The following is a 20,597-nucleotide window of genomic DNA, read 5'->3' as shown; positions in this document are numbered from 1 at the left end:
AGTTACACCATCTCAACCTGTTCTTCATCGCCAGTACGTTCAGCAATCTGACCTACTATCCACGCGCTTTCGCCAGCTTCATTCAATGCTGCCACGGCGGCTTCCGCTTCATTGGCTGATAACGCAATAACTATGCCTGCGCCACAGTTAAATGTGCGATACATCTCGTGGGTTTCTACGTTGCCTTTTTCCTGCAACCAGTTAAAGATCTCTGGCCATTCCCAGCTCTTGCTATCAACAATCGCTTTGCAGGTCGCTGGCAGTACCCGTGGTATATTTTCCCAGAAACCACCACCCGTGATGTGGGAGATGGCGTGAATATCAAATTGTTCCATCAAGGCTAGTACGGGTTTTACATAGATACGGGTTGGCTCAAGTAAGGCATCAGCCAGTGTGCCGTTGCCAAATGCTTGCTGGGTATCAGCTTCGCTAATTTCAAGGATCTTACGAATGAGCGAGTAACCATTGGAGTGAGGGCCTGAGGAAGCCAGTGCGATCAGGGTGTCACCTGCGGCCACTTTGGTACCATCAATAACTTTAGATTTTTCAGCAACACCGACACAGAAGCCTGCGAGATCGTAATCATCTCCTTCATACATGCCAGGCATCTCTGCTGTTTCACCACCAATTAAAGCAGCACCAGCCAACGCACATCCATCACCGATACCTGATACCACATCGGCTGCCGTGTCGACATTCAATTTGCCTGTGGCGAAGTAATCGAGGAAGAACAGAGGCTCTGCACCCTGCACAATAAGGTCGTTAACACACATGGCGACTAAATCGACACCAACACCGCTATGACGGTTCAGGTCGATGGCCAGGCGCAATTTAGTGCCGACACCGTCTGTACCACTTACCAGTACTGGTTCTTTATATTTTTTCGGCAGCTCACACAGTGCACCAAAACCGCCTAATCCACCTATTACTTCGGGGCGTTGGGTTCGTTTTGCCACACCTTTAATACGGTCAACTAATGCATTACCTGCATCAATGTCGACACCTGCGTCTTTATAACTGAGTGATTGCTTCTGTTCGCTCACGGCTGCCTCATTTGGATCTTGGTCGTAATTTGGGCGCAATTCTAGCAGAGCATGGCGACGAAAGGGAGCAACTTGCGAAAGGTTCATTTATACGTTGTTATGGTATGATGCCGCAGCAACATACTGGACGGGTAAAATTCGTGGTGAAAGGAAGACTTTTCATACTGTTAATGCTGCTATTTGGCTTGTTTTCGGCTCGCCAAGCAGTGGCTATTGAAGTAAATAACCTCTATCAGGTCGACATTCTTGTTTCTGATAAAGGCTCAGCAGAGATGAACCAGGCACAAACGCAGGCTTTTAAAGTTGTGTTAGTACGTGTTGGGGGGACATCTGCGGTGTTAGAAAACCCCTTAATTAAGTCTCAGCTGACGAAAGCACAAGATTATATGCTTCAGTATGGCTATCAGGAGTCTGAGCAGACATTTGTTAGTGTTCAGTTTGATAGTGAAAGAATTAATCGCTTATTGCGCCAAGCCAACGAAGGCGTCTGGGGCAACCGCCGGCCATTAGTGATGGTTTGGTTGGTTGAGGAGCAGGCTGGCGAGCGTCATATTTTGGCCGACAGCACCGCATCTGAGCTGCCTGGGCTTATCAAGCAGGCCTCTGATGAAAGAGGGATGCCATCCTTGCTTCCGCTAATGGATCTTGATGATGCTATGCAGGTCTCTGTCTCTGATGTTTGGGGGCGTTTCCAAGCTCCACTGGCACAAGCTTCAAGCCGCTATGCTGCCGATGCAATGATTGTTGCTAAGTTATTTCAGGCGGGTGATGCCTGGGTGCTCGATTGGCAGTTGTTGACTTTGCCTGATATGCAGCCGCTAAATGATGTTGGTCAGTCACAATTGACCGGAACACGTGAAGAGCTGATGACGGCGATGGTTAATCAGTTAGCTGATGACTTTGCCAGTAAATATGCGGTAACGGGCGGCTCACTGGCTTCTGATTCAATTACCATTACGGTCGTTAATGTGGAGCAACCCGATATCTATGTCGCCGTGATGAAGCAGCTAGCCTCACTAACTCAGGTGTCAGCGGTTGAGTTAGTGAGTTTAAATGGTGCCAGAGCGCAGTTCCGACTGGGCTTGTTGGGTGATCCAACATCAGTACTTGCAGCTATTGAACTGGATGAACACCTGGTAGTTGTGGCTGGGGATGATATTACCCAAGAGAGTCAGGAGTATGCCTGGTTACCATGACTATTTGTTGGTGATACGAGCTTGAGTACGTTTGACAAACAGCTGCCATTGGCACTGAATCTGCCTGATGACGAAACATTTGCTAGCTATTACGGCGCGGCAAATGACTCCGTCGTAGAGCAGTTGAAGCTATTGCTAGACAAAAATGAGCAGCCATTTTACCTGTGGGGTGCGGCGGGCTGTGGCAAATCTCATTTGTTGCACGCTGCATGTGCCGATGGGGCAAACCGGGGGATGCAAGTCGCCTACCTACCGATGTCTATCTCATCTCAAATTAGTCCCATTATGTTTGAGGGACTCGAGCAATTGGATCTGGTTGCTATTGATGATGTGGATCATATCGCAGGTGATGCTGTTTGGGAGCGCGCGTTATTCGATCTCTACAATCGCGTCGGAGAGTTAGGCCAGGCTCGACTTTTGATGTCAGCCAAAGGAGCGCCCCGAACCTGCGGTTTTCAGCTGCCAGATCTGGGTTCCCGTTTAGACTGGGGCCTAGTTGCCAAACTTAGCTCTTTGGATGATGAGCAGAAAGTCGCCATGTTGATGCAGCGCGCGCAAAACCGTGGCATGAAGATGCCTGATGAAGTGGCCCGCTTTTTACTCAACCGAGTAGCTCGAGAGATGGGAGCGTTAACTGAGACATTGGATACGCTTGACCGTGCCTCGATGGTGGCGCAGCGAAAATTAACCGTGCCGTTTGTTAAGCAGGTATTATCACTCTAATTATAGCTATCGTTCAGGAATCGTTTTTACTCTGCTAGGGGTAACGGTTTGCCATGATATCTTAAGCGTTCAATCCCTTGCTCTTTCTTATCTCTATTTGTTCTTAAATTTTTGTTTTCTTGAGGGCCAAGTAGCAGGTTGTCAGCCCATGAATCACCCATATTCATCGGTATGGGGGTGATCAGACTCTCTACAACGCTATGCGGATCCAATTCAGACAGAATGTTCTCCAATACCCATGTCGCCCGTTCGGTAATCCAAGGTTCGGCGATGCGCCCGCGTTGTCCCCAATTGACGATGTAGTCACTGCTCGATGCATCTTCATCACTTGGATTATTGGTGATCGCCACATCCCGTTGTACTGATAAGCGATATTGCATCATCAACTCTTCAAATAGCATGGCCAGATCTTCCCGCTCAGAACTGTAATTATAAAAATCTACAGCGCCATCGGGTGGGAACATCAGGGCTACATCTTCGGGAAGTAATTCCTCTTGCTCAGCTGTTGGATCGATGCCCCTGAACGCCACTTGGGCAAGTTCGGTCATTGCGTTTGACTGCAGCGGTGATCGTTCTGTGAGTTGCTCTGATAACCAGTCCAGTTGATAGACAGCAGATAAGACGGAGTCTTGAGGAGCCAGTTGCCCGTGAGTTGCGGGCGGAAAGAAATCGTTAGCATGTGCCAACTCGTGATAGAGCAGGGCGCTAAAGCGGTTGGTGATATCGCTAAGCTCCCGTGTTGCTCTATTGTCTCGCGGCACTCTAGTGTAGGCGTATTCGTCGTTTTTGGTATAGCGCCACAGCATATCGAATTGCAGTGAACCGCCAAACCCGCTTCGGTAATCCGGTTGTTCGTTAATCAGATCTCGTTCTTGTGCTGTGCGCCAAAGGTTTTCTGGATCGAGATAGATAGCCCCTGTTGCCGCCCAATAGAAAGAGGGGCGGATATCATAACTAATGACGATGGCTGTCACGGCACTTAACAGATGATGAAAATCAGTGTGAGGTTGTGCGCTTAGAAAATCCTCAAATGCCTTACCCATCCACTCATGGGAAACAACAACTCGCTGCATTATCTGATCGGTTGTTGGGTACGCTAAGCCGTTGGCTTGAGCCTCGGCAGCAAGAAGTGGCAAACGTGCCAACAAGCAACTCTGGGTTAAGCTGTTGTTGTACACACAGCTGCTCAGTGCATCACTATAACGACTGTCTAGATAGGGGAAGGTGTGTGCCAGTGGCTCATCAAAATAGGCATTACCTGAGGGGGCTGCTGACGGTAATACTTGTACCCAAACTTCATCGGTATATGTTGCCCCGTTAGGGGCAGTGCCGTTGGCGACAAATGAAAGCAGGCTTGGCTCACTTACGATTGGTGCGGTCACAAATAGTAGCTCGTCTGCTGATTCCGTTAATGCTGTTGGACCGCTAGTTTGCTGCCAGGAGACTTCAGTGACGATTTGACCACTCATTAAAGCCGCTCGCAGAGAGAACTCACTACCCGCAGCGACGTTTCTGTCCCGCCTGATCAGTAGTTGCTCTTCAGAGGTTTCGCTGCTGAGCTCGAGTTGTTGTTCTATTAGTTCTCCATCTAGGTGATAACTTACTTGAAACCTATATGACGCAGGCGTGGTATCAAGTTCAACGCCAAGCAAACTCTGCTGTTCATCAAAAATAGGTACCCTGGGGCCATCTATTTGTTGCCAGTGAATATTGGTGATCTCCGAGCCATTCAGACTAAGGGCGATAGATGCTCCGCTGCCTAGGGGCAACGGCTGGAGAATGGTGACTTTAGCTTCTTCCGGTGAAGGAGATACAAGCTCTACCGCTGCATCACTGCTTCCTCCGCCGCAGGCCACTAGCAGCAGGACACTTATTAAGGTGACAGAGAACTTTTTGGCGTCAGCGATCATTATTCTTCTCACTTAGATCGTGCTTATTTGGGCTGCTTTCGCTTTTTTAAGCCAAGGCCTAACTCTCTCCCGCGGTGGCGTGCAAAGTAGACACAGCCAATAAAAGCGCCCGTGCTGAGGATAATTTCAATCAGTGCCCACCAAGCCTCTCCGGGGTTGGAATAGATAGCCGTTAGACCATGACCTAGGTAACAAACGATGATGAAATTAGCCCAAGCGTACGTGTATGGCTTTCCGGTCAGTAGCCCAGGTAAAGGCAGCAGCAGGGGTAAACAGCCAATAAAGAGAATGAAGCCCACTGACATTTCAGGGTGAGGAGCTAGGACAAAATGCCAGAGCGGAACCCAAAGGACTAAGCCTAAATAGCAGGATAAGGCCAGTCGTTGAAAACGGCGGGTAGTTGTTTCAATTTTGCTCATTAATTTAGCTGCTCGGATTCACTTTAAAGGATAGAAAGGACATTTTCTGGTGGGCGTCCGATGATCGCTTTGCCTTCGCTGACGACGATGGGGCGCTCAATTAACTTAGGATTTGCGACCATCGCCTCGAGCAATTGTTGTTCCTGTTCAATATTAGCCAGCTCTAATGTTGAATAGATCTCTTCTTTGGTTCGCATCAAATCACGTGCCGATAAGCCCAATTGAGTAAGTAGCTCCTTTAGTGCGGACACCGAGGGCGGTTCTTTTAAATACAAGATGATGTTTGGAGATATCCCCTGCTGGTCGATCAATTTGAGCGTTTCGCGGGATTTTGAGCAGCGTGGATTGTGGTAAATAGTAACTGATTTCATAGTGACTCTTTTAACTAAATCAGCTGGCGGTTGGCCGCCAGCATACCTATTGATAAATGAAGTACGGTAGGTGTTAAAGGTTCTTCAACTGATTTTCTAATTCGCGGAATTGCCGGATCCGTTCTTCCACACGTGATTGTTCTATAACATTCCCTTCCAACAACGGGTGTGCCACATGCAGTTCTTTGATCGCTCTGGAAAATGCACCAACGAGAGCGAACTGTTCTGCTTTCGCTTGGTGCATCTGCGCTTGTTTACCTGCGCCTTGATAGGCTTGAATCATCATGCTGTAAACCAGCATGTTGTCCTTTGCTAAAGGCTGGAATTTCTCCAGTAAGCTCGCCGCGTCGGTAAATTTTTGTTGCTCTATATAGACAGATGCGAGATTAATATTGATGACATTACTGTCAGAGCGGAGCAAAAGTTGTTGCTGTAAGCGTTCCTCTGCGCCTTTGTAGTTTCGGGCTCTGACATCCAAATCAGTTAACGTGTCTATGTAGTAGAGGTTATTTGGGTCATTTTTATTGAGGCGTGTGAGCAGTTCTCTTGCTTTATCGGCATTTCCGGTGTCGGTGAGCGCCAGCGCATAGCCATACTCTGCTGCCTCCCTAATATTGTAGGTTTGCTTTTGCAGTGCTCGCTGCATGGTGTTCAGTATGGTTTGCGGTTTTTCTGGATTGAACCGCACTGTCACCCGCGCTTTAGCGAGTTCAAATTGCAAAGAGGCTTTCTTTGAAGCCTTGGGATATTGTTCTGCACGGTTTCTCGCATCGGATATCCGTGATTCGGGTAAAGGGTGAGTTAAGAGCATTTGTGGTGGTTTACTGGAAAAACGATATTTTGCTGCCATCTTGCCAAAAAATTCCGGCATACCTCTGGGATCGAAACCGGAAGCCGCAAGATTCTTTATCCCTATGCGATCAGCCTCTTCTTCGTTGGCGCGGGTGTAGTTGATGCTGGACTGCTGACTTGCTGCCATTGTCCCCGAGAGTCCTGCCATCCCTGCTTGTGGGTTCACTATGGCTAGTAGAATCGAACCCGCTATGGCAGCCATGGTTGCAGGAGCGGCTTTAGCTTGCGCCTCCATCATTCTGGCAAGGTGACGTTGGGTGACGTGGGCGATTTCGTGGGCAAATACGGATGCTAATTCGCTCTCTTGGTCGGCGTATAGGAACAATCCGGTATTAATGCCGATATGACCACCAAAGAAGGCAAATGCGTTAATCTCTGGGTTGTTAACCAAGAAGAAGGTGTAGGGGAAATTGATTGAACTGGCGTTGGCGAGCAGGCGATAGCCTAGTTGCTGTATATAGTCGGCAAGCAATGGATCGTTAACTAGTGGCTGTGTGCCACGCATTTGGCGCATATAAAAATCGCCAATTATAGCTTCTTTTTGCAGGGATAAGGTGCCAACAGCAGCGGTGCCTATGTCGGGTAGATCATTGGCTCTGGCGGTTTGCCCTAGGCAAAAAATAGCTACCGCAACGGCCGAAGCCAATGCTATCTTGCGACGCAAAGGCGCAATTCCTTGCTTGAGTGTGTTGACGTATTTCAGAGTGACACCTATTAACACTTCTCGATATTATTGTAATTACAGTAACCTGTGAGTGGAAACAAGTCCATGCACAGGTAAAATTACCACTGTTTCTTCATCTAACTTGAGGCCAGACAGCTTTTTCGCTGAAATATCACTTTGCAACACGACTATTTTGAACTCGATCTGAAAGGACTGCGCTGTCCACAGACACTAATTGACAGTAAATTGGCCATGGGAAAGCTCTGTATCGGTGATGTTTTGGTTATTCTGTTAGATGACTCTAGCTCTGCCAGTGACATTCTCGACTATGCCTACCGGAGGGGATTCTCTGTTAACAATATTGAACCTCAAAGCGGCTTGGCTTTGATGGCAATTGAAATAACTATTTCTCAGGAGAGCCGTTTTCATGTTTGAAATGCTCAACCGATGGTACCGTCGTAAGTTTTCTGATCCCGCCGCAGTGACATTGATGTTCATACTGCTTATGGGGTTTGCCATTATCTACTTTCTTGGCGGCCTACTGGCACCCATTTTAACAGCCATCGTTTTAGCTTACTTACTTGAATGGCCGGTTAGCCAGTTGACCAAAAGGAAATTACCTCGAGGGTTAGCTGCAACCATTGTGTTGTTGGCATTTTTGGGCCTCAGTTTATTGGCCATTCTTGTTGTTGTGCCAATTATCTGGCAACAAGCAAGCACACTTGTGACAGAGTTGCCCACTATGATAGGAGAGGCGCAGGTTTATCTGTCTGGGTTACCTGAACGCTACCCGGGTCTGATCCAAATGGAGCAGATTGATAATGTGGTAACAACACTCAGAACTCACCTTCTGGATATGGGGCAGGGCATTATCTCTATGTCTTTGAACTCACTCGTCTCATTAGTTGCGCTGTTGGTTTACGCCATTTTAGTGCCTCTATTGTTGTTCTTTTTCTTAAAAGATAAAGAGTTTCTGCTCAAAAGCATTGATCGTTTTTTACCTACCAATCGGGATCTCGCGTATAAAGTGGGTCATGAAATGAATGGCCAGATCATGAACTATATTCGCGGTAAGGTGATTGAGATATTGATTGTTGGTGGTGCCAGTTATATTACCTTCGTTGTCATGGGGCTTCGGTATCCTGCACTGTTGGGCTTACTAGTCGGATTGAGTGTGCTGATCCCATATATTGGTGCCACGGTGGTGACGATCCCAGTGGCGATGGTTGCACTTTTCCAGTGGGGCGTGAGCTCAGAGTTTTGGTATCTGATGTTGGCTTATTCGATTATTCAGATGCTTGATGGGAACGTACTGGTACCGGTTCTATTTTCTGAGGCGGTGAACTTACATCCTGTCGCTATTATCGTTGCGGTACTCTTTTTCGGTGGCATATGGGGGTTCTGGGGGGTGTTCTTTGCTATCCCGCTGGCGACCTTGGTCAAAGCTGTCGTCAATGTGTGGCCGAGCCATTATGTGGCTAAGGAACAGAAAGACGATTCGACTGTATCCGCATAACGTGGTGCGCTTTAGGCATGCTTGATGGGTTCTAAATCCATCAAGCAGCCATCGTTAATTACGAACTGCAACTTAGCTTGCTGTCAGTGCAGCTAACACAACATCGTGATGTTCTTTGGTTTTAAACTTGTTGAACACTTGAGCAACGGTGCCATTTTCATCGATTAGAAAACTAATGCGATGAATACCATCATACTCTTTGCCCATAAATTTCTTTAGCCCCCAAACACCAAAGGCCTCTGCGACAGCGTGGTCTTCATCGCCAAGCAGTGTAAAGTTAAGCTCATCACGCTCAGTGAACTTCGCCAATCGTTTTGGCGCATCAGGGCTAATGCCTAGCACTACGGTATTGCGCGCTTCAAGCTCGGCCTTGCTATCGCGGAGGCCGCAGGCTTGAACTGTGCAACCTGGTGTCATCGCTTTTGGGTAGAAGTAGACCAGGACTTTGCTTTTGCCTTTGAACTGGCTTAGCGACACCATGTCGCCGTTTTGATCTGGTAACGTAAAATCCGGAGCCGTCTTGCCGACCTCTAATGTATTCACAGCTTTTCTCCCATTATTTCTCGATTATTTGAGGCAAATGTTCTGTACAGTCAAAACTTGTGTTTGGATCGCACCGCATCTGCTTGTCTTATCCCGCCTCGAAAAGTACCATAGTTCGCCTTGATTTCGAGGAGTTAACGCCGAATGTTTGCTGGAAGCATAGTCGCCTTAGTGACGCCAATGGATGCAGAGGGTGCGATAGATTATGTCGCACTGGAAAAGTTGGTTGAGTTCCACGTTGAATCGGGAACCAACGGTATCGTGGCTATGGGTACGACCGGAGAGAGTGCCACGCTTGGTTTTGAAGAGCACCTGCAAGTGGTTCGTAAAATTGTTGAGTTCGCGGCAGGAAGGATCCCTGTCATCGCTGGCACTGGAGCCAACGCTACAGCAGAAGCTATTTATTTGACCAGCCAGTTGGAAGATAGCGGTATTGCCGGTTGTTTAAGCGTCACACCTTATTACAACAAGCCGACTCAAGAAGGTTTATATCTCCACTTTAAGGCGATAGCCGAAAGTACCAAGCTTCCTCAGCTACTTTATAATGTGCCCGGTCGGACCGCTGTGGATCTGTTGCCGGAAACGGTGGCTCGGTTGTCAAAAATTGACAACATTGTTGGTATCAAAGAAGCAACAGGCGATCTGGACCGTTTTAGGCAGATTAAATCGTTAGTTGATGATGACTTTCTTTTGCTAAGCGGTGACGATGCTACTGGGCGCGAATTTCTGCAACTGGGCGGCGATGGTGTGATCTCTGTGACTAATAACGTTGCACCCAAGGCGATGGCCGCTATGTGCCAACACGCCCGCGCAGGGGAAGCAGCCAAGGCGGCGGCATTAGACGAGCCGTTGTCATTGTTACATGACAAGTTATTTATTGAAGCAAATCCTATTCCTGTAAAATGGGCTTTGTCCCGTATAGGGCTAATACCTAATGCTTTTTTACGATTGCCTCTCACTGTTTTGAGTGAGCCAGCTCAACCCGAAGTTGAAAAAGCACTGCAAAAAGCAGGATTAATTTAATGAAGTTGAACGGTATGAAGTGGTTCCGTTTCTGTGTTGTCGCACTCTCATCGGTCTCAGTGCTTATCGGTTGCACATCAGCAGAAGATCGCCGTACCGCGAGTGGTAACTATGACTATCTGGATGTGATGCCATCTCGTGGTTTAGCGATACCTGAAGGTTTGAATGCGCCAGCTACCAATGAAGAGTATGCCATCGACGATTTAGAAAGTGCCAGCGCAGCCTATGGTCGTGAACTTGATATTCGGGCACCGGCTCAAGTTTTGCCCCTAGTAGAGGGGAGTAATGTTAAAAATAGTACTGGTAGTAAGATCTCTATCAATTTTTCTCTCGAAGAGAGCGGCGGCAACGTGCGGGATGAAGTTTGGCGTGTGCTTTGGGAGTATTTCTACGAGAAGGGTATACGTGCTCGGTTCTGGGACAAGCAAGGCGGTGTCCTAATTACCGACTGGTTTCATAGTGACATCAAACTAAGCGAAGATAATACGATAATAGATACCTTAACGTTCAGCGAAAAAGTGATACATATTCGCCAACGTTACTTGTTCTCTCTAGATGTTAATGAAAGGGAAGACAAGGGAACACTGACCGCATCATTATTGGGATATGAAGAGACTTTGGACAACCGTAAGGTAGCTGACACCTTAACCGATATAGATAAGCGTCGCTATACGGTGAACTTGCTAAATGGAGCTATCGGACATTATGAGTTTAAGAAGCGGGTTGATGCTCATCAAAAAGATCAGCAAAAATTGAAGCCGATAACTTTGTCTGTGGGTCAAGACGCTTCAGGTCTGCCGGCCTTTATTGCGTCAGCGGGCTTTGAACGAACTTGGTCGCGCTTGGCGTTAGTGATTGCAGATCTTGGCTTTACGATTGAAGATCGTAATAAATCGATCGGTACATACTATGTTCGTTATCATGGATCGCAGAGTTTGTGGGAGTCCATTTGGGGAGACGGTATCGACATTGATATCCCCAAGGAGCAATATCAGATATTATTAGGGGACTTGGGGAACTCAACCTCAATCACTTTATTGTCTATAGAAAATAGGCCTGTCGGAGAAGAGCGGCTGGCAGAAATATATGATGCACTGAAAGACGCGATGGAACGTGGCGTAATTAATCAATAGTTTTAAGCGGAGCAGAGATCCCGATGGAAAAGAAAGCAGAGTTGTACCGTGGTAAAGCGAAGTCTGTGTACACAACAGATGATGCAGATCGACTGATCTTGCAATTCCGCAACGATACATCCGCTTTTGATGGCGAGAAAATTGAACAGCTCGACCGTAAAGGCATGGTAAATAACAAGTTTAACCATTTCATTATGACTAAGCTTGAAGAAGCTGGTATCGCTACGCAGATGGATCGTCTGATTGCGGATGATGAAGCGTTGGTTAAGAAGCTGGATATGATCCCGGTTGAGTGCGTTGTTCGTAACGTGGCTGCGGGTTCCATCTGTCGTCGCTTGGGAGTCAAGGAAGGAATGGATTTGTCACCACCAACCTTCGAATTTTTCCTCAAGAATGATCAGCTTCATGATCCAATGATTAACGAGTATCACATCCAAAGCTTTGGTTGGGCGACTGCCGAACAAGTGACTGCGATGAAGGAGCAAACCTTCAAAGTCAATGATGTATTGAAGAAGCTGTTTGACGATGCTGGCCTGATACTTGTTGATTACAAGCTTGAATTTGGCGTGTTCAATGGTGAAATCATTCTTGGTGACGAATTCACTCCTGATGGTTGCCGTTTGTGGGATAAAGAAACCCGTGACAAGCTGGATAAAGATCGCTTCCGTCAAGGTTTAGGCGGTGTGGTTGAAGCCTATGAAGCCGTTGCTGCGCGCTTGGGTTTAAATCTCGACTAAAGTTGTTATCGTTTCATATCCAAATAAAAAACCCGCTGTCAGCGGGTTTTTTATTATGTAGAAAGAGGGGGTCATAGGCGTTTATGAGGTATCTCTTTTTCCCCTGGCTTAACGTCCTTCTTGATAACACCGATTTTCTTTCCATGTTTGAACTCATCAATACGCTTTTCCAGCTTAAATTTGGCGGTATGTTTTAACAGCATGAGGTTACTGATAATGAAGCCTAAAATTGCCGCGATGAGTAGTATTAGTTTCCAAGTTTCCATATCAGTGTTCGTTGTTGGGCCAATGGGCTACGTTAGTGACATATTTTACCATTAACGCTTCGATCTGCGGCCCCAGGTGTGCTAATCCAATAACTTGGTTTCTCGTTAATGCATCCATCACTTTGGTGCTTGTTAATTGCGATAGGGCCTGTTCTGCTATCTCACCGTAGCTAATATGCCAAGGCTCTTCGGCGACACCGCCGCGATATGTATTGTAGGGCCAGAAAAAGCCAAACTTGCCAGCATGCTCTCGCAACCAAAGATAGGTCGAGTGTTGCGGCCCACCAAGTGCGTACTCATCCGGCTCAAGCCGCAAAGGTTGTTCTCCCTGCTGCAGGCTACAAAAGATGTCTAGGTCTGTCCCCCAGTGATGTCGGCTTGTGCCAGGCAGTGCAGACCAATGAAGGATTGCAGCGATTTTTTCTGACTCACTTAAAGTGGTGATATCCAGAGGCTGGCTATCATGATTGAGCAACGGGCGAGTACCCAAAAACTTGGCTTGCCAGATAGCTTGCTGGCGTTCGAAACTGCGAAAACCGCTGGCGATCTGTAATGAAAAACCGTCATCAGCCGCCGCACTGATTAAGCTTTGTAGTGGTAGGCATACATCTTTATGAACCAGAGTCCCGCGCTGACCAAACAGGCGCAGGTGGGACTCAGATTCACCGGTTAGTTGCCGGTCATGGAGTTCAGTCAACAAGTAGCTGCACCATGGTTTTATAATACATCTCAGTTAATAGCTCCAGATCAGCAACCTTGACGCATTCATTCACTTTATGGATCGTGGCGTTACAAGGACCTAATTCAATCACCTCTGCGCCAGTTGGAGCGATAAAGCGGCCATCTGATGTACCACCCGCTGTCGATAGCTCTGTTGGCGTATGTACTGTATCCAGAATCGCTTGCTGAACTGCGGTGACCAAATCCCCATGGTCGGTTAGAAATGGTTCTCCGTTATAGGTCCATTTAAGATCGTACTCAAGGCCATGAGCATCAAACAGCGCATGTACTCTTTCTGTTAATCCCTTGGATGTGTTTTCGGTACAGAAGCGAAAGTTAAATTGAACCTCTAGCTCACCAGGGATAACATTCGATGCGCCTGTTCCCCCATTAATATTCGAAATTTGCAGACTGGTTGGGGGAAAGTAGTCGTTACCCTGATCCCAGCAGATCTGGCTAAGCTCGGTTAATGCCGGTGCGGCTTTATGAATGGGATTATCAGCAAGGTGAGGGTAAGCCACGTGGCCTTGATGTCCATGCACTGTCAGATCGCCAGTCAGCGAGCCGCGGCGACCATTCTTCACAATATCACCGCATCGGTGGGTGCTTGACGGTTCGCCAACAATACACCAGTCAATCTTTTCGTTTCTGGCTTCCAGTGTGTCAATTACACGGGTTGTGCCATTAATAAAGGGGCCTTCCTCATCACTGGTAATCAGATAAGCGATAGATCCCTTATGGTTTGGATAAGCATCAATAAAGCGCTCTGTCGCAATAACCATCGCCGCCAAGCTGCCTTTCATGTCGGCAGCGCCACGGCCATGAAGGTAGCCATCGATAACCGTGGGCTCAAATGGTGGTGTGTGCCACTTTTCTTCGGGGCCGCTGGGAACGACATCGGTATGTCCGGCAAAGCAGAAGAGTGGCGCTTGGGTGCCACGGCGAGCCCATAAATTGGTGGTATCTTCAAACACCATGGTCTCAATGGCAAAGCCAATATCGGCTAATCTCGCACCCATAAGTTCCTGGCAACCCGCGTCCTCAGGGGTAACAGAGCGACGGCTGATAAGTTCTTTTGCTAAATCCAGTACCTCTTCACTCATTACTAATCTACCTGCTGAAATAGTTGTTGATAGGCTTCGGGTTTGAAGCCTATCTGAATATGATCATTGAAGCTTAGCACCGGCCTTTTAATCAGGGTGGGGGTGGCTAACATTAGCGCGATAGCGTCTTCCGCATTATCGACCAACTTCTGCTGATCAGTTAGCTGGCGAAAGCTGGTGCTGCGTTTGTTCAGTAGTGATTCCCAACCTAGGTGATCGACCCATTTCTTCAAGGTCTTTTCATCTAAGCCGTCAGTGCGAAAGTCATGGAATTGGTATTCTTGCTGGTTTTGTTCAAGCCAACTGCGAGCCTTACGAACAGTATCGCAATTCTTAATGCCAAATAGGAGTGTCATAGATATGCCAAATAACGAGACGAAAAATGTTGCAGCAAGATTATCTAAGCTAGACAAAAAAGGCACTCATTGGAGTGCCTTTTTTTTGCTATTTGATGACGGTGATGATGACATCCTCGGCTTGAGTGACCTTACCGCTGTGTTTTGCTAACTGTTTTACTTCATCAACGTTGGATATGACGACGGGGGTGAGTGTTGACTTGGCTTTCTCTTCTAAAAAAGGCAGATCTAATTCGATTACCGGATCACCACATTTTACCTGTTGCCCCTCTTCCGCTACGCGACGGAAGCCTTCTCCCTTCAGCTCGACGGTGTCGATACCGAAATGGACAAAAAGCTCGATCCCTTCGGGCGATTCAATACTGAATGCATGATTGGTTTCAAATATCTTACCAATGACACCATCACACGGAGCCACTAATTTACTGCCGGTAGGTTTAACTGCAACGCCATCCCCGACAATTTTTTCCGCAAATACCACATCCGGCACTTCTTCTATATCGACAATTTCGCCCGTTATTGGGGCATAGATCTTCACCCCATCCAAAGGGTCGTTGTCATCGCTTACCAGCTTTTTTAACGTGCTGAATAAACCCATGTTTTATAGCTCCCGCATCAGGCTTGGTATCTAGTAGTAAACCGTCTTGAGTGTAACAGAGGGACTGACACTATATAAAGTGATCGTGACAATAATCAATCCCTAGTTGATCCAAATTATCACTCAATGGGTTTCAATTGCGAATATTCTTTCTGGACGTCGGCACTATCATAACTATAGTTAATTAAACCAAAGAGTTATCTGGTGTGTCATGTGAAACTCTATGCCAACAAAATATTAACCTTAATGTTACTTTGTTTACCCCTTAGTGCCTTTGCAAATGACATTGTCTACCCGAGGGCCGAGTCAACATTCGATGAAAGGGTCAACTATCCATTAAGGTTACTGACGCTTGCGTTGCAGAAAAGTGGCTCTAGTCTGCAACTGAAGCCCAGTGAGTTGCCTATGCAACAGGGCAGAGCGCTTAAGCAGCTTGCAAGAAATGATGAGTTGGATGTGGTGTGGTCGATGACTTCTGTTGAAAGGGAAGCCAGTTTGTTGCCGATACGAATTCCGATCTACAAAGGTTTGGTTGGTTGGCGATTACTTCTGATCCGTGAGCAAAAACAGCAACTGTTTCTTCATCTAACTGATAGTAGTGTATTAAAAGAAGTGATTTTGGGGCAGGGCCATGATTGGCCTGATACGCAGATCCTTGCTGATAACGGGTTTAGGATCGTGCCATCGTCAACCTATGAAGGTCTATTTGAACAACTGTTGCGAGAGCGTATCGAAGCGTTTCCTCGGTCTGTCGCTGAAATATGGGCTGAACAGCAAACATACTCGGCTCAGGGGCTTGTCATCGAGCAGCGTTTTGCACTGCACTACCCGACTGCATTTTATTATTTTGTTAATCCCCATCGTACTGATTTGGCGGATATTATCACCAGAGGATTAGAAGCGGCGATTGCCGATGGCAGTTTTGATAAGCTGTTCAATCAAGAGCACGGCGATATCTTGCGAGCTGCCGATCTACAGCGGCGCGATATATTAACCCTGACCAATACTATTTTACCGAAAGCAACACCGGTTAATCGCTCTGAGCTTTGGTACGCGCCACAGTAGTTATGGCGCAACACCACATTTGTCGCTCGTTGTCATTGCGACTCTTTAGGCTTCAGAGAAGCGTTTTCCAATAACTGTGCCGTGACATGCTCTGCAAAACCCGCCCCGGCTTCTTCGTACAGATTGAACACAGAGTTAACGCCAAGAGCTTTTAACTCCTCCGCTTCGTCCGGGAAGTGCACAATGGCCGCGACTTGACCGTTGAATTGCATGCGCTGGAACTGCTTTGCAGCAAATTGATTACCGTGGTGGCTTGGCATTGCCAAATACACTAACTCAATGCCCTCTGCAGATAGTTTCTCCCAGAAATCAGAGTCAGTGGCGTCGCCCTGAATGACATTGCGGCCGTGCGTGCGATGTTCTTCTACACGATCCATGTCTGTTTCAACGCCGAGTATAGAATTCCCGTAACAGTCGAGCATTTCGTCGTAAACACCGGTGCCAATACGGCCCATACCAAAAATAACGCAGCGTTCACCTGATAATTCGATGTTGCTGTCGTATTTCAGGAGCGCGCTTCGTTGATATTTATGTAGGTTGGCTCTATAGCGCCGATAGAGGCTCGCAGCGTGTAAATTGAGCGGCGAGGCGATAGCCATGCTGAGTGAGAGTGCGATGGCGATAATCACCAACCATTCGGGACTCAGCCAGCCATTGCTGACTCCGATTGCACCCACGATCAGGCCGAACTCGCTATAGTTAGCCAAGCTCAGCGAGCTCAGGGTGGCGGTACGGGCGCGCAGTCGGAACTTGGTTAACAGGCCAAAGTAGATGATAACTTTGACTATCAGTACCAGGCAAAGCAGCGCAGCGATGGCAACGCTTTCCCAGGTTGGGAGCGCTTGTAGGCCAATGTTAAGAAAGAAAGCCACCAGAAATAGCTCTTTGAAACTGAATAATGATTTAGCTAATTCGCCAGATTTGGGGTGGTTAGCAAGCAAAATACCAATAATCAATGCACCGAGATCAGGTTTCAATCCAACCAATTCAAACAGACCTGCGCCAAGCAGTAGCGCCATCATTAAGCCGTAAAGAATAAGCATTTCGCCATGGCCTGCGCGGTCGAGTAAGCGGTACATTAGAGGGCGAATGAAGGGTAAGCCCAGCAAGCATACCGCCCAGACACTGGGGATCTTTCCCGTGGAAAGGGTGAGGTAGACGACGGCGAAAATATCTTGCATTACCAAGATACCAATGGCCACACGGCCATACAGAGACTGCATCTCACCCTTATCTTCAAGTACTTTTACAGCAAATACGGTACTGGAAAAACTTAATGCAAATGAAAGTAGTATCGCTGATGACCAGTTGAGCGTTGCGAACAGGGAGATTTTAAGCGCTGCCAACAGTATTAATGCAATGGTGAAGAAGCCAATCGTAATGCCCATGTGGAGGGTGGCTGTGCCCCATACTTCGGGTTTCAACAAACTCTTGATATTAAGCTTGAGCCCAATACTAAACAGTAAAAGGGTTACCCCAAGGTCGGCCACTTCTTGCATTGCTATTGAAGGTTCAAACCCTACTGCATGTAACAGAAAGCCACAGCCAAGGAACCCGATCATCGGCGGTAAGCCTATGCGGCTAACCAATAGGCCTAGGGTAAAAGCGGCGGCGATAACAATAGGATCCAAGGTGCCTCCTAATTTTTCTGAAAATAGTGGAGAGAATGCATAATGGGTTTAGAATACAGCACGTTGCAAACTTTACCTCAGTTACTTAGAGAAATATGCAGTTTCTTAATGTGCAATCACCCTGGTATCAGGCGGCGATCTATCAGGATTTAAGGCAGTTGTTGCCGATCTCAGCTTGGCAGACTTGGCCTGATACCGAGCAGATGACAGCGTTGTTGCCGCAACCGACCTGCAACAGTCACGGAAAATCGATACAGTTTGTTTGCCAGTCTACCTTGGATGCTTGCCCTGATGGTATCTACTACGAGCAGCGCATACTGGAGTCGGGCGCAGTACCTACTCGTCCCGCGCATTGGCATGATTTGTTTAATGCCTTGATATGGTGTCTGTTCCCAAAAGCAAAAAGTTTGATTAACCAACAACATTGCGATGACATCGCTAAATATGGACAAAAAAAACGCACGCCACGCCGTAACGCCTTAACCTTGTTTGATGAATGCGGTGTGATTATTGCTGTGGCTGATGATCACCTGAGCCAGGCTTTAAAACAACATGAATGGGAGGCGTTGTTCTGGCAACAGCGAGATGCTTGGGGTAATACCATACGTTCTTTTGTTTTTGGTCACGCCAGCTATGAATCATACTTGCAGCCATTTATTGGCTTATGTGGCAAGGCGTTATGTTTGCCGGTCTCCGCGGACTTCTTTACGCTGCCGTTGCTAAAACAATATCAAGCGTTGGATCAGCAACTGTCATTGGCACTGAGCGCAGATCTGCTTGCTGACAACCGACCGTTGTCGCCTTTACCTCTGCTCGGGGTGCCGGGGTGGTGGCCGGCGAATCAATCGCGGGAGTTCTATCTCGACAAAAACTACTTTAGGCCCCGTCCGCATAGGAAGTAATTGCGGGCAGAGTCTGGTCATGAATCACAGGTCAGGTTGGGGCGCTTGATGTTAATCATTTGAATTGTAAATTAGTTAAGTATGATGAGGAGGCTTCTTTCTGGCAGGGAAGCGTTGAAATAATACGTTGGATTTTGGGAGTGATGATATGGAAATTACAATGCTAACCGTTGTTGGAGTTGTCGGCATCGTATCTGTTTCAGCATTAGATGCTATCAGGAATGATGGTGTCGGTGTCGGTGACTATTTGCGACGAATGCGTAAGGGATTAGTTTGGGGAGGCTTTTTGTCTTTAGTGCCTTGTCTCTTGCTGTTTTTAGCAAATCAGGATGGAGTAAAAAAGGGGGAGCCCGCTTATACGTTGTTACAGTGGCTCATTGCTTTGCCTCTTTCCGCGCTGTTGTTTACTACACTGTTTACCTTGCTCTTTGTATTTAGGCCTCACCCTTCAAACAACAGCTTTGGTTTTTTGCAGAGCTTTACCCTGTTGTTTTGGGCGAGTGCAGTTGCGTTGTTGTTTTATCTCAGTGTTTATATTGTCAACCAAGCTGCATTACTGGCAGCTTAGCTTTTGATATCGTGTGTTTGTCAAACTGATGATTGGATAGGGTTAGCTATGTGTGAAGACTGGGGTTTTATTGTCATCTCTGCGCCGGAACACTTTCTAAGTAAATTGGATCCGGAGTCTGCTGATGGCTCGCCCTTGGTGGCTGAAATAGCTAGCCTAGCGGGCGTGACGCCTAATCTATTTAATGGCTTACACTTTCAATTTGAGCAATTAGGAAGAGCAAACGGTTTAGCTTGGTTTGTATTCGATTGCGCGCACTGGCCGGTGCTGCTTTCTAACTTGACTCTGCCCATCGCTGATATTCAGATTTATGCGCGGATCCAGGATGATGAAGGCCGTGAGCTTTTCTACGCGTTACCTGAAGAGGGTGAACGCTTGATTGTTATCTGGGATGGCGAGGAGATGTCGACTAATGCTTCAGTACAACCTGTTGCAGATGAAACATCTCTGTCTGCGTTGGCAAAATGGCAGTCACTAGTACCTGATAAGGTAAAATCTGCGGTGCCTGAATTTCTTGAGATTGAGTTATAGCCTCGATTTTTGTTCGATAGCTCTTCCATCACTTCCCATATTGCCGTTTTCCAAAAACAGCAGGAGCGCACCGTGGAAAATCTTGAAAAGATCCTCCGCTTTATTGTCGAAATAGAAAAGCTTAAAGATGTGCATCGAAAAACCCGCCCTGTTGGTTTGTCGCGCTATGAGAATTCAGCTGAACATAGCTGGCATGTTTGCTTGTCGGCTCTGATGCTTTATCAGCATGCTGATGAGCCGGTGGATATCGATCGCGTGATAAAAATGCTGTTGATCCATGATCTTGGTGAGATAGATGCGGGAGATACCATTATTTACGCCAGTGAGACACCAGAATTAAAAGCTGCTGAGGCAGAAGGAGTAAAGCGCGTATTAGGCTTGCTTCCTGAGGGGATGGATACAGAGTTCATTACGCTTTGGTATGAATTTGAGGCAGGCGAGACTGCTGATGCTAAGTTTGCCAAAGCAATTGATCGGGTGCCTCCGCTACTGCATAACCTGCATGGCGATGGTCATAGTTGGCGCGCCCACGATGTCTCTAAGGCGCAAGTGTTCTCGATTAATGAGCGGATAGGCAAAGGCAGCTCAGCCCTATGGGAGCTGCTCAAATCAAAGCTCGACGGCGCCGTCGCCAAGGGTTGGTTAAAGTAGTTCTGCATTGACCGATGTGACTAGCCTTTGAGACTAAACGTAAGCTTGAAATTTACCCTTACTTCTTGCCCGCGGT

At 47.3% G+C, this 20,597-nt stretch carries 24 protein-coding genes; 12 read left to right on the top strand and 12 right to left on the bottom strand.

Features of this window, described 5'->3' with window-relative positions:
* Positions 1-2 precede the first annotated feature (2 nt).
* Positions 3-1,043: a phosphoribosylformylglycinamidine cyclo-ligase gene (gene purM, locus EXY25_RS05435; protein WP_207232108.1), complete on the bottom strand. Its 1,041-nt coding sequence runs from the start codon at positions 1,041-1,043 to the stop codon at positions 3-5.
* A gap of 29 nt (positions 1,044-1,072) precedes the next feature.
* Between purM and EXY25_RS05430 the strand changes: the two genes are divergently transcribed.
* Together EXY25_RS05430 and hda are read left to right on the top strand one after the other, a co-directional pair.
* Positions 1,073-2,239: a DUF2066 domain-containing protein gene (locus EXY25_RS05430; protein WP_170308594.1), complete on the top strand. Its 1,167-nt coding sequence runs from the start codon at positions 1,073-1,075 to the stop codon at positions 2,237-2,239.
* Between the two features lie 21 nt (positions 2,240-2,260).
* Positions 2,261-2,962, top strand: a complete 702-nt coding sequence (gene hda, locus EXY25_RS05425; RefSeq protein WP_130565973.1) for a DnaA inactivator Hda — start codon at positions 2,261-2,263, stop codon at positions 2,960-2,962.
* Positions 2,963-2,988: 26 nt separating this feature from the next.
* Here hda and EXY25_RS05420 read toward each other — a convergent pair whose 3' ends face one another.
* From EXY25_RS05420 to bepA, 4 genes are all read right to left on the bottom strand, one after another.
* Positions 2,989-4,872 (bottom strand): hypothetical protein, encoded by a 1,884-nt coding sequence (locus EXY25_RS05420; RefSeq protein ID WP_130565972.1) that lies wholly within the window; start codon positions 4,870-4,872, stop codon positions 2,989-2,991.
* 23 nt (positions 4,873-4,895) lie between these two features.
* Positions 4,896-5,291, bottom strand: coding sequence for a DUF2069 domain-containing protein (locus EXY25_RS05415; RefSeq protein ID WP_130565971.1), 396 nt, complete (start codon positions 5,289-5,291; stop codon positions 4,896-4,898).
* Between the two features lie 23 nt (positions 5,292-5,314).
* The gene (gene arsC / locus EXY25_RS05410) at positions 5,315-5,662 is read right to left on the bottom strand and encodes an arsenate reductase (glutaredoxin) (RefSeq protein WP_130565970.1); all 348 of its coding nucleotides are present in this window, start codon (positions 5,660-5,662) and stop codon (positions 5,315-5,317) included.
* 73 nt (positions 5,663-5,735) lie between these two features.
* Positions 5,736-7,178 (bottom strand): beta-barrel assembly-enhancing protease, encoded by a 1,443-nt coding sequence (gene bepA / locus EXY25_RS05405; RefSeq protein WP_246019504.1) that lies wholly within the window; start codon positions 7,176-7,178, stop codon positions 5,736-5,738.
* A 177-nt stretch (positions 7,179-7,355) separates the two neighbouring features.
* Between bepA and EXY25_RS05400 the strand changes: the two genes are divergently transcribed.
* Both EXY25_RS05400 and EXY25_RS05395 read left to right on the top strand, forming a co-directional pair.
* A complete protein-coding gene (locus tag EXY25_RS05400; protein ID WP_165419268.1) occupies positions 7,356-7,613 on the top strand; it encodes a sulfurtransferase TusA family protein in 258 nt (85 codons plus the stop codon).
* Positions 7,606-8,694: an AI-2E family transporter gene (locus EXY25_RS05395; RefSeq protein ID WP_130565968.1), complete on the top strand. Its 1,089-nt coding sequence runs from the start codon at positions 7,606-7,608 to the stop codon at positions 8,692-8,694. Before EXY25_RS05400 ends, EXY25_RS05395 begins: the two co-directional genes overlap by 8 nt.
* Positions 8,695-8,766: 72 nt before the next feature.
* Here the strand turns inward: EXY25_RS05395 and bcp are convergent, their stop codons facing one another.
* A complete protein-coding gene (bcp, locus tag EXY25_RS05390) occupies positions 8,767-9,237 on the bottom strand; it encodes a thioredoxin-dependent thiol peroxidase (protein ID WP_114337827.1) in 471 nt (156 codons plus the stop codon).
* 144 nt (positions 9,238-9,381) lie between these two features.
* Between bcp and dapA the strand changes: the two genes are divergently transcribed.
* From dapA to purC, 3 genes are read left to right on the top strand one after another with little or no spacing between them, the layout of a single operon-like run.
* The gene (dapA, locus tag EXY25_RS05385; RefSeq protein ID WP_130565967.1) at positions 9,382-10,260 is read left to right on the top strand and encodes a 4-hydroxy-tetrahydrodipicolinate synthase; all 879 of its coding nucleotides are present in this window, start codon (positions 9,382-9,384) and stop codon (positions 10,258-10,260) included.
* Positions 10,260-11,393 carry an outer membrane protein assembly factor BamC gene (gene bamC, locus EXY25_RS05380; RefSeq protein ID WP_130565966.1) on the top strand — a complete coding sequence of 378 codons (1,134 nt, stop codon included), beginning with the start codon at positions 10,260-10,262 and terminating at the stop codon, positions 11,391-11,393. Before dapA ends, bamC begins: the two co-directional genes overlap by 1 nt.
* A gap of 23 nt (positions 11,394-11,416) precedes the next feature.
* Positions 11,417-12,130 carry a phosphoribosylaminoimidazolesuccinocarboxamide synthase gene (purC, locus tag EXY25_RS05375; protein WP_114337830.1) on the top strand — a complete coding sequence of 238 codons (714 nt, stop codon included), beginning with the start codon at positions 11,417-11,419 and terminating at the stop codon, positions 12,128-12,130.
* A 71-nt stretch (positions 12,131-12,201) separates the two neighbouring features.
* Here purC and EXY25_RS05370 read toward each other — a convergent pair whose 3' ends face one another.
* From EXY25_RS05370 to crr, 5 genes are all read right to left on the bottom strand, one after another.
* Complete coding sequence (locus EXY25_RS05370) at positions 12,202-12,396, bottom strand: DUF2897 family protein (protein ID WP_130565965.1); 195 nt, start codon at positions 12,394-12,396, stop codon at positions 12,202-12,204.
* Between the two features lies 1 nt (position 12,397).
* A complete protein-coding gene (locus EXY25_RS05365) occupies positions 12,398-13,096 on the bottom strand; it encodes a M15 family metallopeptidase (protein ID WP_246019503.1) in 699 nt (232 codons plus the stop codon).
* A complete protein-coding gene (dapE, locus tag EXY25_RS05360) occupies positions 13,086-14,219 on the bottom strand; it encodes a succinyl-diaminopimelate desuccinylase (RefSeq protein WP_130565964.1) in 1,134 nt (377 codons plus the stop codon). Before dapE ends, EXY25_RS05365 begins: the two co-directional genes overlap by 11 nt.
* A 2-nt stretch (positions 14,220-14,221) precedes the next feature.
* Positions 14,222-14,575, bottom strand: a complete 354-nt coding sequence (locus EXY25_RS05355; protein WP_130565963.1) for an ArsC family reductase — start codon at positions 14,573-14,575, stop codon at positions 14,222-14,224.
* An 88-nt stretch (positions 14,576-14,663) separates the two neighbouring features.
* Entirely contained in the window at positions 14,664-15,173 is a 510-nt protein-coding gene (crr, locus tag EXY25_RS05350) for a PTS glucose transporter subunit IIA (RefSeq protein WP_114337833.1), read from the bottom strand.
* A gap of 405 nt (positions 15,174-15,578) precedes the next feature.
* Here crr and EXY25_RS05345 point away from each other — a divergent pair, with 405 nt between their 5' ends.
* Positions 15,579-16,238 (top strand): type 2 periplasmic-binding domain-containing protein, encoded by a 660-nt coding sequence (locus EXY25_RS05345; RefSeq protein ID WP_130565962.1) that lies wholly within the window; start codon positions 15,579-15,581, stop codon positions 16,236-16,238.
* 32 nt (positions 16,239-16,270) lie between these two features.
* On the opposite strand, the gene EXY25_RS05340 is transcribed toward EXY25_RS05345, so the two are convergent.
* Positions 16,271-17,869 (bottom strand): cation:proton antiporter family protein, encoded by a 1,599-nt coding sequence (locus EXY25_RS05340; RefSeq protein WP_240695152.1) that lies wholly within the window; start codon positions 17,867-17,869, stop codon positions 16,271-16,273.
* Positions 17,870-17,964: 95 nt separating this feature from the next.
* Between EXY25_RS05340 and EXY25_RS05335 the strand changes: the two genes are divergently transcribed.
* From EXY25_RS05335 to EXY25_RS05320, 4 genes are all read left to right on the top strand, one after another.
* Positions 17,965-18,771: a DUF3025 domain-containing protein gene (locus EXY25_RS05335; protein ID WP_130565961.1), complete on the top strand. Its 807-nt coding sequence runs from the start codon at positions 17,965-17,967 to the stop codon at positions 18,769-18,771.
* Between the two features lie 148 nt (positions 18,772-18,919).
* Positions 18,920-19,339: a hypothetical protein gene (locus EXY25_RS05330; protein WP_130565960.1), complete on the top strand. Its 420-nt coding sequence runs from the start codon at positions 18,920-18,922 to the stop codon at positions 19,337-19,339.
* 48 nt (positions 19,340-19,387) lie between these two features.
* Complete coding sequence (locus tag EXY25_RS05325; protein WP_114337836.1) at positions 19,388-19,870, top strand: hypothetical protein; 483 nt, start codon at positions 19,388-19,390, stop codon at positions 19,868-19,870.
* 72 nt (positions 19,871-19,942) lie between these two features.
* Positions 19,943-20,521, top strand: coding sequence for an HD domain-containing protein (locus EXY25_RS05320; RefSeq protein ID WP_130565959.1), 579 nt, complete (start codon positions 19,943-19,945; stop codon positions 20,519-20,521).
* Positions 20,522-20,597: the final 76 nt, after the last annotated feature.

This window comes from Corallincola spongiicola, from assembly GCF_004284785.1.
GTDB classification, from domain to species: domain Bacteria; phylum Pseudomonadota; class Gammaproteobacteria; order Enterobacterales; family Neiellaceae; genus Corallincola; species Corallincola holothuriorum.
Note: the sequence above shows the minus strand (reverse complement) of the source record. Positions and strands in the feature narration are given on the sequence as shown.

Coding starts and splice junctions, on each gene's coding strand:
- EXY25_RS05420 (WP_130565972.1), bottom strand. CDS start 4,872: ATGATCGCTGACGCCAAAAAGTTCTCTGTCACCTTAATAAGTGTCCTG.
- EXY25_RS05415 (WP_130565971.1), bottom strand. CDS start 5,291: ATGAGCAAAATTGAAACAACTACCCGCCGTTTTCAACGACTGGCCTTA.
- arsC (WP_130565970.1), bottom strand. CDS start 5,662: ATGAAATCAGTTACTATTTACCACAATCCACGCTGCTCAAAATCCCGC.
- EXY25_RS05395 (WP_130565968.1), top strand. CDS start 7,606: ATGTTTGAAATGCTCAACCGATGGTACCGTCGTAAGTTTTCTGATCCC.
- dapA (WP_130565967.1), top strand. CDS start 9,382: ATGTTTGCTGGAAGCATAGTCGCCTTAGTGACGCCAATGGATGCAGAG.
- bamC (WP_130565966.1), top strand. CDS start 10,260: ATGAAGTTGAACGGTATGAAGTGGTTCCGTTTCTGTGTTGTCGCACTC.
- purC (WP_114337830.1), top strand. CDS start 11,417: ATGGAAAAGAAAGCAGAGTTGTACCGTGGTAAAGCGAAGTCTGTGTAC.
- EXY25_RS05370 (WP_130565965.1), bottom strand. CDS start 12,396: ATGGAAACTTGGAAACTAATACTACTCATCGCGGCAATTTTAGGCTTC.
- dapE (WP_130565964.1), bottom strand. CDS start 14,219: ATGAGTGAAGAGGTACTGGATTTAGCAAAAGAACTTATCAGCCGTCGC.
- EXY25_RS05355 (WP_130565963.1), bottom strand. CDS start 14,575: ATGACACTCCTATTTGGCATTAAGAATTGCGATACTGTTCGTAAGGCT.
- crr (WP_114337833.1), bottom strand. CDS start 15,173: ATGGGTTTATTCAGCACGTTAAAAAAGCTGGTAAGCGATGACAACGAC.
- EXY25_RS05345 (WP_130565962.1), top strand. CDS start 15,579: ATGCAACAGGGCAGAGCGCTTAAGCAGCTTGCAAGAAATGATGAGTTG.
- EXY25_RS05335 (WP_130565961.1), top strand. CDS start 17,965: ATGCAGTTTCTTAATGTGCAATCACCCTGGTATCAGGCGGCGATCTAT.
- EXY25_RS05330 (WP_130565960.1), top strand. CDS start 18,920: ATGGAAATTACAATGCTAACCGTTGTTGGAGTTGTCGGCATCGTATCT.
- EXY25_RS05325 (WP_114337836.1), top strand. CDS start 19,388: ATGTGTGAAGACTGGGGTTTTATTGTCATCTCTGCGCCGGAACACTTT.